The following is an 11,553-nucleotide window of genomic DNA, read 5'->3' as shown; positions in this document are numbered from 1 at the left end:
GGGGGACGGGGGACGGGGGGCGGGGACGGTGAACGGTGTGACGTGCGCGGCACGGGGCACTCGGCCCGCGGCGGGTCCGAACCCGGACCGCTGTGCCACGAGCGGAGGTGAAGGGCATGGGACACGGTGGAAACGTCATCGACGAGTTGGTGACCGATCACCGCGAGGTGGAGGAGATCTTCGGCAAGTTCGAGGCGCTGCCGTCCGGTGACAGGAACCGCAAGCTGTACGCCGACCAGGCCACGATGGAGCTGGTACGGCACTCGGTGGCCGAGGAGGCCTACCTCTATCCGGCCGTGCGCGAGCACGTCGAGGGCGGCGACGCCCTGGCGGACAAGGAACTCGAGGACCACGCCAAGGCCGAGCAGATCATGAAGGACCTGGAGGGCTGCGAGCCGGACGACGCCCGGTTCGACACGCTGATGAACTCCCTCATGAGCGAGATCCGCATGCACGTCGAGGACGAGGAGCAGAACCTCTTCCCCAGGCTGCGGGCCGCCTGCTCGGCGGACGCGCTGAACGATCTGGGCGACAAGGTCCGGCAGGCGAAGAAGACGGCTCCGACGCGCCCGCACCCCGCCGCTCCGGACAAGCCGCCGGCCAACAAGATGCTGGCACCGGGCGCCGGCCTGGTCGACCGGCTCCGTGACGCACTGACCGGCCGCGGCAAGCCGGACTGACCGGCACTCCGGGTCGGACGGCCGGGGCTCAGGTCGTGACGGCCCTCTCGTCGGGTTCGAGACGGTGGCGGAGCTGCGCACGGTGCAGCTCCGCCACCGGGGCGAGCAGGTCCGGGTGGCGCAGCAGTGACGCCGCCCGCCGGTCGTCCTCGTCGGGCAGGAGCAGGCGGCGGAAGTCGACCGAGGCGCCGGCCAGGTGGTCGCCGTCCGTGAGCGCGCCGACGGCGAGCCGGGCCAGTTCCGGGTCGCAGAGCAGGCCGGCCGCCCAGCTCGCCACCACCTCGTCCACCCAGCTGCGCCAGGCGCCGTCGGCGTCGGGCGCGGCATCGCCGCCGGTCACCCAGTCCAGCCGGGCGGAACCACCAGGACCCGCGACCCCGACCAGGCCGGCGTCCAGCGCGGTCGGATAACGCAGCCAGGCGGCCACTGTCACGGCCTGCCGGGCCTGTGCCTCGCACCGCGCGGCGGCGAACGCACCCCCGTGGGCCGGGAAGGCACCCGAGAGCCACCGAGCCGTGGCGGCGATGAGCGGAGAGAGATCTGCGAGCACTGCCAACCGTCCGAGACACCTGAGGAAAACCGACCGGGAACCGACAAAACGGTATCCCGGGCCGGCCCCTCGGAGATACGGACGATGGCCGTGGCCCTGCCCACAACACCCGACACCCCCCGTGTGTGCCTGCGGCACCGCACGCGGCCCAGCCGATACCCCTAGTGTGTGCCGGCGGACCGCGCACGGCCCGGCCGGCAGCCTCGATGGCTGCGGCACCGCGAGTGGCCCGGCAGGCAGCCTCGGTACATGCCTGCGGCACCGCGCGCGGCCCGGTCGGCGGCCTCGGTACATGCCTGCGGCACCGCGAGTGGCCCGGACGGCACCCTCTGTGTGCGCCCGCGGGACCGCACGCGGCCCGGTCGGCGGCCTCCGTGTGCGCCTGCAACAGCGCGGTCCGCCTCTTCCTGGGATACGGCGTGCCCCGGGCGTGGTGAGGACCCCGGCCCGTTGCGCGGGGCCGGGGTCCTCGGGTGTGCGGGCGCTGGGGCCCGGTCGTCAGATCAGGCCGCCGGGGTCACCGGGGCGGACCCGGCCGCGCCAGGCGCCGCTCTCGGTGCCGCGCTGCTCGATGAACTCCTTGAAGCGCCGCAGATCACCCTTGACGCGCCGGTCGATCATGCCGAGGGCGTCCGCGCCCTTCTCGGCCATCCCGGTGGGTTCGACGTCCATGGTGAGTTCCACCCTGGTGTGGGCGTCGTCCAGCGACTCGAACCGGACGGTTCCGCGCTGCCGCGTGTCACCGTCGGTGGTCCGCCAGGTGATCCGGTCGTCCGGCAGCTGGTCGACGATCTCGGTGTCGAACTCGCGCCGCACCCCGCCGATGCTCGTGGTCCAGTGGTTGTGCCGGTCGTCGAGCTGCCTGACCTCCTCGACGCCCTCCATGAAGTTCGGGAAGTCCTCGAACTGGGTCCACTGGTTGTAGGCCGTGTGAAGCGGGACGCCGACGTCCACGGCTTCCTTGACCGTGCTCATCTGTTCCTCCTCGTCGCGAGCGGCTCAGTTCCGGGGCGCGGACCGGCGGCCCCGGAGTGTCTTCTCGTCGGCCCCCGGGCTCGGCGTGATCGGGTCGCCGGATGCCGCCCGCTCGGGAGCGCCGCGATCGGCGTCCGCCCGGCCGGCACGCTTTCCGACCTGCTCGAGCACCTCGTCCGTGAGGGTCGGGGCCGTTCTGTCCTTCTCGTTGCGTTCTGATCGCTTTCCCACGGCGCTCGGGTACCCGGATCTCTCCCGGCAATCCACCCCGGTCCGCCTCACCTCACACGCCGGACCCGGCCCGCCGCGCCGCGACCAGCATGACGAGCACGGCGGCCAGTGTGATCGCGGCGCCGGTGTACAGCGGGGCCGTGTAGCCGAGGCCCGTGGTCAGGGCCAGGCCGCCCAGCCAGGCGCCGAGGGCGTTGCCGACGTTGGACGCGGACACGTTGGCGCTCGCGGCCAGCGCCGCTCCGTGGGCGGCGTCCGTCACACGGGTGATCATGCCGGGGACGGGAGCGAACCCCGTCACCCCCATCAGGAAGACCAGCGGCACCGACGCCACGGCACTGCCGGCCAGCAGTCCGAACACGGCCAGGGTGACGGTCAGGGCGAGCAGCGAGAGCACCAGGGCGCGGTCCCGGTCGCGGTCGGCCGCGCGGCCGCCCACCAGGTTCCCGACGACCAGGCCGACGCCGTACACCATCAGCAGCCAGGCGACGTCGGCCGGGGCGAACCCGCCGACCTCGGTGAAGGTGTACGCGAGGTAGCTGAAGGCGCCGAACATCCCGCCGTACCCGAGGGCCGTGGCGGTCAGGGTGAGCCAGACCTGTGCGGACCGGAACGCGCGCACCTGGTCCCGCAGGCCCGCGGGCGGCCCGTCGGCGGGCGCTCCCGCCGGCCGGCCGGGGACCAGGGCGACGATGCCGGCCAGCGCCAGCACCCCGATCGCGGTGACCGCCCAGAAGGCCGCCCGCCATCCCCAGCGCTCGCCCACCAGAGCGCCGAACGGCACACCGAGCACGTTGGCGAGCGTCAGCCCCGCGAACATGACCGCCACCGCACGGGACTTGCGCTCGGGCTCGACCAGGCCGCGGGCGACGAGCGAGCCGATGCCGAAGAACGAGCCGTGGCACAGGGCCGCGACGATCCGTCCGAGGAGCAGCACGGAGTACGTGGGCGCGATCGCCGACAACAGGTTGCCGGCGACGAACAGCGCCACCAGTCCGACCAGCACCCGCTTGCGCGGCAGCCGGGCCGTCGCCGCGGTGAGCGCGATCGCGCCGACGGCCACGCTCAGCGCGTACCCGGAGATCAGCCACCCGGCGGTCGCCCCGGACACCGAGAAGTCCGACGCCACCTGCGGCAGCAGCCCCGCGATCAGGAACTCCGTCAGCCCGATGCCGAAGCCGCCGAGTGCCAGCGCCACCAGCCCGGCCGGCACCCGGCGGGGTCCCGCCTCCCGTACGCCTGTGTCCATGCACCGACCCTCGCGGCCGGCCGCGTCCGGGTCCATGGACAAAGATCCACGGCACTTGGACGGATCGGCGCCACGTCCGCACGGGCCTTTCTTCACACCTTGACTTAACACCACGGATATTGCTTGTATCGCAACTCCCCAAGAGTCCAGGAGCAGTTGTGAGACGTGCGCTGACCGCGATCGCGGCCGTTACTGTCATGGCCCTGCCAATCATCGGCGCGGGCCCCGCCGCGTCCGGGCACGGCGAGGCCGTCACCGGTACCTTCTCCACCGGCGGTACGCAGGCCTGGCAGCCGTTGCCGTTGGTCAGAACGGGAGACGACCACGGGGGCGCCGTCGACGCCACCGTCACCGCCGACCCGGGCGCCCTGCGGCAGCGGTACACCGGCATCGGCTTCTCCCTGGACGAGACCAGCGTGTCCAACCTGTGGAAGCTCACCCCCGCCGAGCGGGCCCGGGCCGTCCGGCTGCTGGTCGATCCCGTGCACGGCGCGGGACTCGACCGGTTCCGGCTCACCATCGGCAGCCCCGACCTCATCGAGCACCTGCCGTTCTGGTCGGAGGACGACCTGCCCGCCGGCGTCACCGAGGACTTCGGCCTGAAGCACTTCTCCGTCCGGCGCGACCTCGACCTGCACATCATCGACACGGTCAAGCTGATCCAGCGCTACAACCCCCGTGCCACGTTCTTCGCGTCCGCGTGGAGCGCACCGGCCTGGATGAAGACCGACAACCGCTTCCTCGGCGAGGTCGCGCTCAAGCCAGGCAGCAGCACGGACTACTACCAGGTCGGCAGGTTGCGCGACGACTGCATCGACGTGTTCGCCCGCTACTACGTCAAGTTCGTGCAGGCGTACGCCCGGCACGGCATCCGCGTCGACGCGCTCACCCTGCTGAACGAGCCCGGCATGGACGTCGTCTACCCGGCCATGGACATCAGCGTCGCCCAGCAGCAGGAACTGGCCCTGGCGATCAAGCGCGAGATGCGCGCCCACCACCTCGGCACCCAGCTCTACGTGCACGACTTCAACTTCTGGGACTGGCGCGATCCGCACAGCACCGCGACCAAGAACTACCACCGCATCTTCGACGACGCCCCCGACGGCTCGGCGACCGGCGCCCAGGTCCGCGAGGCCGCCGACGCCATCGCCTTCCACCCCTACTGGGGCGACCCGACCGTCATGCGGGACGCCTACGAGCAGACCGGGAAGCCGGTCCAGCTCACCGAGACCAGCGACCTGGCACCCGCCACCGTCCTCGACGACTTCCGTCTCGACGCCGGCTCGTACATCCTGTGGGCCCAGACCACCGACCAGTACGGCGGCACCCTGCACTGGACACCGGCCCGGGACAACGACATCGACTGGGACCAGGTCGCGGCCACCACCAAGTGGCCGGACCGGCTGGTGACGGTGCACACCGACACCGGGCGCTTCTCGGTCCGCGACGAGCTGTACGGCCTCGGACAGTTCGCGAAGTACCTCACGCCCGGTGACACCCGCGTCGAGTCCAGCGCCACGGACAACGGCGTCGGCAACGTCGTCTACCGCACCAGGGCGGGCGGTTACGTCGCGGTCCTCGGCAACAGCGCCGGCACCGACCGCCGGGTCCGGATGACCGTCGGCGACCGGACGTTCGTCGTGACCGTACCGGCCGGCGCCTTCGCCACCTACCGGTGGCAGGACCGGGGCCGCCACTGACCGGGGGTATGGCTGACCCCCGCGTGCGACGACCGGTATGCCGGATGGTCGCGGGCGGGCGCGGTCCACAAAGCTGGGAGAAGCCGCCGAAGACGCCTACGCGTCACGGAAACACGCACACCAGGAGGCCTCCCTTGCTCACCCGCCGCGCCGCTGTCCTGTCGGCCCTCGCCACCGTCACCCTGTCCGCCGTCTCCGCCCGCACCGCGTCGGCGGCGTCCCGCCCGGCCGGGCGGGCACGGCTGACCCTGCCCGCGCCCGGTGGCCCGCACCCGGTGGGGACGGTCTCCCTGCACCTCGTGGACACCACACGCGCCGACCCCTGGGTCCCGTCGCGCCCGTACCGGGAACTGATGATCAGCGTCCGCTACCCGGCGCGGGCCGTCGACGGCCACCCGAGGGCGCCGCAGCTGCTCCCCGGGGAGGCCGCCGGGTTCGCCGCGGTCAACAACTTCGCCGACGTGCCCGGCGACCGGGTCGACTGGGCGGCCACCCGCACCCACGCCCACGAGGGTGCCCCGGCCGACCGGAGCCGGGGCCCGTACCCGGTGGTCTGCTACTCACCCGGCGCCGGCGATCCCCGTTCCCTCGGCAGCACCCTCTGCGACGACCTGGCCTCCCGCGGCTACGTGGTGGTGACCCTCGACCACACCTACGACGCGTCGGCCGTCCAGTTCCCCGACGGCCGTGTAGAACGCACCGTGCTGCCCGCCGAGTTCGACAAGGCCTACCCGGACGAGGGGCGCATCCGGGCGCTCCTGGAGAAGACGATGGCCGTACGGGTCGCCGACACCCGCTTCCTGCTCGACGCGCTGCCCGGCGCCCTGCCCCGCGAGCTGCGCGACCTGGCCGACCGGACCCGGATCGGCATGTTCGGGCACTCGGCCGGCGGCTTCACCGCCCTACAGGCCATGCACGACGACCGGCGCATCCTCGCGGGAGCGAACTTCGACGGCGTGCTCGCCTACGTCCAGGAGGACAGCGACTCCGGTCACCTGTCCGGTGTCGCCGCGGACGGCCTCGACCGCCCCTTCCTTCTGGTCGGCAAGGACGGCAACGACCTGAGCACGGTGCCGTCCTGGAACGCCCTGTGGCGGCACAGCCGCGGCCACGGCGCGGGACTGACCCTGCGCGGCGCCGAACACGCCACCTACACCGACGCGGTGACGATGATCCCGCAGCTCGCCCGTCAACTCGGCCTGCCCCGCGCGACGGTCGTGGAGAACGTCGGCACCATCGCGCCGGCACGGGCGATCGCCGCCGAACGCGCCTGCCTCAGCGCGTTCTTCGACCGGTCGCTGCGCGGCCGCGACGAGGCCGAACTGCCCGACCGCTACCCGGAGGTGCGGCTGTTCTGCCGCTGAGCCGCCCGGACGGTCAGGCCGGTGCCCGGTCCCCGGCCCGCTCCAGACGGACGATCACGCTTTTCGACGTCGGCGTGTTGCTGATGTCCGCGACGCTGTCCAGCGGCACCAGGACGTTGGTCTCCGGGTAGTAGGCCGCCGCCGAACCCCGGGGCGTCGGGTAGGCGACGACCCGGAAGGCGTCGGCCCGGCGCTCCGAACCGTCCGTCCAGACACTGACGAGGTCGACCAGGGCGCCGTCGTCCAGACCGAGGTCCGCGAGGTCGGCCCGGTTCACCAGCACGACCCGCCGGCCGCCCTTGATGCCCCGGTAGCGGTCGTCCATCGCGTACGGGACCGTGTTCCACTGGTCGTGCGAGCGGAGCGTCTGCAACACCAGATGGCCCGGCGGAGCCTGGAGCATCGTGAAGTCGTTCACGGTGAGGACGGCCTTGCCCGCGGGGGTCCGGAACACCCGTTCGTTGACCGGGTTCGGCAGCCGGAAACCGCCCGGCCGCCGTACCCGTTCGTCGAAGTCCTCGAAGCCCTCCACGACCCGGGCGATCCGGTCGCGGACGAGGCCGTAGTCGGCCTCGAAGTCCGCCCAGGGGATGTCCGGGGCGTGCGGCCCGGCGTCCAGGACCCGGCGGGCGAGGCGGCTGATGATGGACACCTCGCTGAGCAGGTGCGCGGACGCGGGGGCGAGCCGGCCGCGGGTCGCGTGCACCTCGCTCATCGAGTCCTCGACCGTCATGAACTGCTCGCCGCCCGCCTGCACGTCACGGTCGCTGCGGCCGAGCGTGGGCAGGATCAGCGCGGTCCGCCCGCACACGGCGTGCGAGCGGTTGAGCTTGGTCGACACGTGCGCGGTCAGCCGGCAGTTGCGCAGCGCGCGTTCGGTGGCCTCGCTGTCGGGCGTCGCGCGTACGAAGTTGCCCGCGACCCCGACGAACAGCTTGGCCCGGCCGTCCAGCATGGCCCGGATGGAGTCCACGGAGTCCAGGCCGTGCCGCGTCGGCGGGGTGAAGCGGAACTCCCGTCCGAGCCGGTCCAGGAACGCCTGGGGCATCCGCTCCCAGATGCCCATGGTGCGGTCGCCCTGCACGTTGCTGTGTCCGCGCACCGGACACACGCCCGCGCCCGGACGGCCGATGTTGCCGCGCAGCAGAAGGAAGTTGACGACCTCACGGATGGTGGGCACCCCGTGCTTGTGCTGGGTCAGGCCCATCGCCCAGCAGACGATGACACCACGGCTCGCCAGCACCCGCTCGTGCACCCGCTCGATCTCGTCCCGGCTCAGGCCGGTGGCCTCCAGGACGGCGTCCCAGGACGTCCGGCGGATGTGCTCGGCGAAGGCGTCGTAGCCGGTGGTGTGCTCCTCGATGAACGCGCGGTCCAGGACGGTGCCCGGCTCCTTGTCCTCGGCCTCCAGGAGCAGCAGGTTCAGCGCCTGGAACAGGGCCAGGTCGCCGCCGGGCCGTATGTGCAGGAACTGGTCGGCGATGTCCGTGCCGCGCCCGACGACCCCGCGCGCCTTCTGCGGGTGCTTGAAGCGCAGCAGCCCCGCCTCCGGCAGCGGGTTGACCGCGACGACCTGACCGCCGCGGCGCTTGGTCTCCTCCAGCGCGGACAGCATCCGCGGGTGGTTGGTGCCCGGGTTCTGCCCCACGACGAACACCAGGTCGGCGTCGTGGATGTCGTCGAGGCTGACGCTGCCCTTGCCGATGCCCAGGGTCTCGTTCAGCGCCGAACCACTCGACTCGTGGCACATGTTGGAGCAGTCCGGCAGGTTGTTGGTGCCGAAAGCCCGCGCGAACAGCTGGAGCAGGAAGGCCGGTTCGTTGGCCAGCCGCCCGGAGGTGTAGAAGAGCGCCTCGTCCGGGTGGTCCAGGGCGCGCAGTTCGCCGGCGAGAAGGTCCAGCGCCTCGTCCCAGCCGACCGGCTCGTAGTGGGTCGCGCCCTCGCGCAGCACCATCGGCTCGGTCAGCCGGCCCTGCTGGTTGAGCCAGTAGTCCGACTTCCGGCTCAGCTCGTCCACCGAGTACCGCCGGAAGAAGTCGGCGGTCACCCGCCGGGACGTCGCCTCGTCGCTGATGTGCTTGGCGCCGTTCTCGCAGTACTCGTTGCGGTGCCGACGGCCGGGGCCCGGTTCCGGCCAGGCGCAGCCCGGACAGTCGAAGCCGTCGGTCTGGTTGATGTTGAGCAGGGTCAGCGCGGCGCGCTTCGGCGTGGTCTGGCCGAGCGCGTACCGCAGCGCGTGCGCCACCGCCGGAGCACCGGTCGCCCATGTCCTGGGAGCCGTCACCGACAGCCCGGCCTCGTCCGGCTCCTCGACGTCCCGCATCACACACCACGTCCTCTCCGTCGTACCCACTCTTCGTGAGCGCTCGGGCACAGGTCAAAGCGGTAGTTCCGATCGTCTGACAGGCACCGCCGATCACGGCCGCCCCGCCCGGGGGATCATGGGGGCGTGCAACTGCGCCAACTGGAATACCTCGTCGCCCTCGGCCGGGCCCGCCACTTCGCGAGGGCGGCGCAGGCCTGCTACGTCTCCCAGCCGACCCTGTCCGAGGGCATCCGGAAGCTGGAGGACGAGCTCGGCATCCCGCTGGTCCGGCGCGGACGCCGGTTCGACGGCTTCACACCGGAGGGCGAGCGGGTCGTCCTGTGGGCGCAGCGGATCCTCGCCGACCGCGACGCCATGGAGAGCGAGATCCAGGCACTGCGGGCCGGACTGAGCGGCCGGCTGCGCATCGGCACCGTCCCCACGGCGTCCACCGCGGTCGCGCTGCTGACCCAGCCGTTCTGCGCCGCCAACCCGCTGGCGACCGTCCAGGTCTTCGCCGACCTCCAGGCCGAGGACATCGTGCGGCGGCTGCGGAGGTACGAACTCGACGCGGCCGTCACCTACCAGAGCTCGGTCGCCGCCCACGACTTCACCTTCGTACCGCTGTACCGGGAGCGCCACGTGCTGCTGACCCGGCGGACCACGGCCGGTCCGGATCCCGCCGAGATCTCCTGGGAGGAGGCCGCCCGGTACCCGCTGTGCCTGCTGCACCCCATGATGCAGGGCCGCCAGGTGCTCGACGCGGTGTTCGAGGCCGTGGGCGTGAGCGTGACACCGCGGGTCGAGACCGACTCCATCGCCTCGCTGTTCGCCCAGGTCAGGGCCGGTCAGTGGGCGAGTATCGTGCCGTACGCCTGGCTGCACGTGTTCGGCGTGCCGACGGGCATGCGGGTCGTTCCCCTGGTCCGGCCGGTCCGTACCGAGCGGATCGGCCTGGTGCTCCCGGCCCGGGAACCGGTCTCGGTGATCGGGCAGGCCCTGATCGACGTCGTGGCCCGGGCGGGGGTCGCCGCCGCGCTGGAACGGCTGCCGCAGCCGGCGCCGGACGACGGGACCCCGTTCGACGCGCCGCGCTGACGCGCGCTCCGGCCCTCGCGGGCCCCGTGGGTTGCACCGCCTGCCGTACCGGCGTTTTCTGGAAGTATCCGACGGTGAAACAAGATCGCCAGGGTTGCGGCACGAACCGACCCGGGCCCGCCTCGATGTGTTTCTCCTGGTCAGATTTTCGGTCCGGGTGGTCCGCCGTCGTCACCCGGCGTTCGACGCGGAGGTGAACCAGGTGAAAGCCGTTGTCTACGAGAAGCCTTTCAGCGTCGCTGTCAGGGACGTCGACGATCCGGGCATCCAGCACCCCAACGACGTGCTGGTACGGGTCACATCGACCGCCATCTGCGGATCCGACCTGCACATGTACGAGGGCCGTACGGCCGCCGAGTCCGGCATCGTGTTCGGACACGAGAACATGGGCATCGTCGAGGAGACCGGCTCCGGTGTGACCTCGCTGTCCCAGGGCGACCGGGTCGTCATGCCCTTCAACGTCGCTTGCGGCTTCTGCAAGAACTGTCTGGCCGGGAAGACCGGCTTCTGCCTCACGGTGAACCCGGGCTTCGCCGGCGGAGCCTACGGCTATGTGGCCATGGGCCCCTACAAGGGCGGCCAGGCGGAGCTGCTGCGGGTACCGTTCGCCGACTTCAACTGCCTGAAGCTGCCGCCGGGCAACGAATTCGAGACCGACTTCGTGCTGCTCGCCGACATCTTCCCGACCGGCTACCACGGCTGCGAACTCGCCCAGGTGATCCCCGGCGAGAGCGTGGCCGTCTTCGGCGCGGGTCCGGTCGGGCTGATGGCCGCCTACTCCGCGCTGCTGCGCGGCGCGGCCAAGGTGTTCTCGGTCGACCGGGTACCGGAGCGGCTCGCCAAGGCGGAGCAGATCGGAGCGATACCGATCGACTTCACCAAGGGCGACCCGGCGGAGCAGATCAAGGAACAGACCGGAGGTGAGGGCACCGACAAGGGCGTCGACGCCGTCGGCTACCAGGCCCAGGCGCACGACGCGAGCCACGAGGAGCCCGCCGTGGTCCTCAACACCCTCGTCGACACGGTGCGACCGACCGGCATGCTCGGCATACCCGGCCTGTACGTCCCGTCCGACCCGGGCGGACCCGACGAGCACGCCAAGCACGGCCAGTTGCTGGTCTCCATCGGCAGGATGTTCGAAAAGGGCCAGCGGATGGGCACCGGCCAGTGCAACGTCAAGCAGTACAACCGCCAGCTCCGTGACCTGATCATCGCGGGGCGGGCCAAGCCCAGCTTCGTGGTCTCCCACGAACTGCCGCTGGAGGAGGCGCCCGGCGCGTACGAGAAGTTCGACCAGCGGATCGAGGGCTACACCAAGGTCGTCCTGCACCCCGGTCACGCACTCGCCGCATAGTCGCGTCACCCCGCCGTGGCGGGCCGGCTCCCGGGAGCCGGCCCGCC

General features: G+C 71.8%; 9 protein-coding genes. 5 read left to right on the top strand and 4 right to left on the bottom strand.

The features are described from left to right. Positions 1-116: 116 nt before the first annotated feature. A complete protein-coding gene (locus AAW13_RS40110; protein ID WP_046734564.1) occupies positions 117-680 on the top strand; it encodes a hemerythrin domain-containing protein in 564 nt (187 codons plus the stop codon). A 28-nt stretch (positions 681-708) separates the two neighbouring features. Here the strand turns inward: AAW13_RS40110 and AAW13_RS40105 are convergent, their stop codons facing one another. From AAW13_RS40105 to AAW13_RS40090, 3 genes are all read right to left on the bottom strand, one after another. After that, the gene (locus tag AAW13_RS40105; protein ID WP_046734565.1) at positions 709-1,230 is read right to left on the bottom strand and encodes a hypothetical protein; all 522 of its coding nucleotides are present in this window, start codon (positions 1,228-1,230) and stop codon (positions 709-711) included. Positions 1,231-1,728: 498 nt separating this feature from the next. Then, positions 1,729-2,205, bottom strand: coding sequence for an SRPBCC family protein (locus AAW13_RS40100; RefSeq protein WP_046734566.1), 477 nt, complete (start codon positions 2,203-2,205; stop codon positions 1,729-1,731). Positions 2,206-2,488: 283 nt separating this feature from the next. Further along, positions 2,489-3,649 carry an MFS transporter gene (locus AAW13_RS40090; protein WP_046734571.1) on the bottom strand — a complete coding sequence of 387 codons (1,161 nt, stop codon included), beginning with the start codon at positions 3,647-3,649 and terminating at the stop codon, positions 2,489-2,491. A gap of 194 nt (positions 3,650-3,843) precedes the next feature. Between AAW13_RS40090 and AAW13_RS40085 the strand changes: the two genes are divergently transcribed. Next, the gene (locus AAW13_RS40085; RefSeq protein WP_240528885.1) at positions 3,844-5,385 is read left to right on the top strand and encodes a glycoside hydrolase family 30 protein; all 1,542 of its coding nucleotides are present in this window, start codon (positions 3,844-3,846) and stop codon (positions 5,383-5,385) included. Between the two features lie 134 nt (positions 5,386-5,519). After that, entirely contained in the window at positions 5,520-6,749 is a 1,230-nt protein-coding gene (locus AAW13_RS40080; RefSeq protein WP_046734568.1) for an alpha/beta hydrolase family protein, read from the top strand. Positions 6,750-6,762: 13 nt separating this feature from the next. On the opposite strand, the gene AAW13_RS40075 is transcribed toward AAW13_RS40080, so the two are convergent. Next, complete coding sequence (locus AAW13_RS40075) at positions 6,763-9,072, bottom strand: FdhF/YdeP family oxidoreductase (RefSeq protein ID WP_046734569.1); 2,310 nt, start codon at positions 9,070-9,072, stop codon at positions 6,763-6,765. A 126-nt stretch (positions 9,073-9,198) separates the two neighbouring features. Between AAW13_RS40075 and AAW13_RS40070 the strand changes: the two genes are divergently transcribed. Together AAW13_RS40070 and AAW13_RS40065 are read left to right on the top strand one after the other, a co-directional pair. Beyond that, on the top strand, positions 9,199-10,152 hold the full coding sequence (locus AAW13_RS40070) for a LysR family transcriptional regulator (protein ID WP_046734570.1): 954 nt from the start codon (positions 9,199-9,201) through the stop codon (positions 10,150-10,152). 202 nt (positions 10,153-10,354) lie between these two features. Beyond that, the gene (locus AAW13_RS40065; RefSeq protein ID WP_046734573.1) at positions 10,355-11,506 is read left to right on the top strand and encodes a glutathione-independent formaldehyde dehydrogenase; all 1,152 of its coding nucleotides are present in this window, start codon (positions 10,355-10,357) and stop codon (positions 11,504-11,506) included. The last annotated feature ends 47 nt before the right edge of the window (positions 11,507-11,553 follow it).

Origin of the sequence: Streptomyces humi (genome assembly GCF_001005085.2) — a bacterium.
Lineage (GTDB): Bacteria > Actinomycetota > Actinomycetes > Streptomycetales > Streptomycetaceae > Streptomyces > Streptomyces humi.
The sequence above is the reverse complement of the archived record's forward strand: the minus strand, read 5'-3'. Positions and strand labels throughout refer to the sequence as shown.

What these genes read in the sequence shown, in the direction of transcription:
- AAW13_RS40110 (WP_046734564.1), top strand. Translation starts at nt 117, where the DNA reads ATGGGACACGGTGGAAACGTCATCGACGAGTTGGTGACCGATCACCGC.
- AAW13_RS40075 (WP_046734569.1), bottom strand. Translation starts at nt 9,072, where the DNA reads ATGCGGGACGTCGAGGAGCCGGACGAGGCCGGGCTGTCGGTGACGGCT.
- AAW13_RS40100 (WP_046734566.1), bottom strand. Translation starts at nt 2,205, where the DNA reads ATGAGCACGGTCAAGGAAGCCGTGGACGTCGGCGTCCCGCTTCACACG.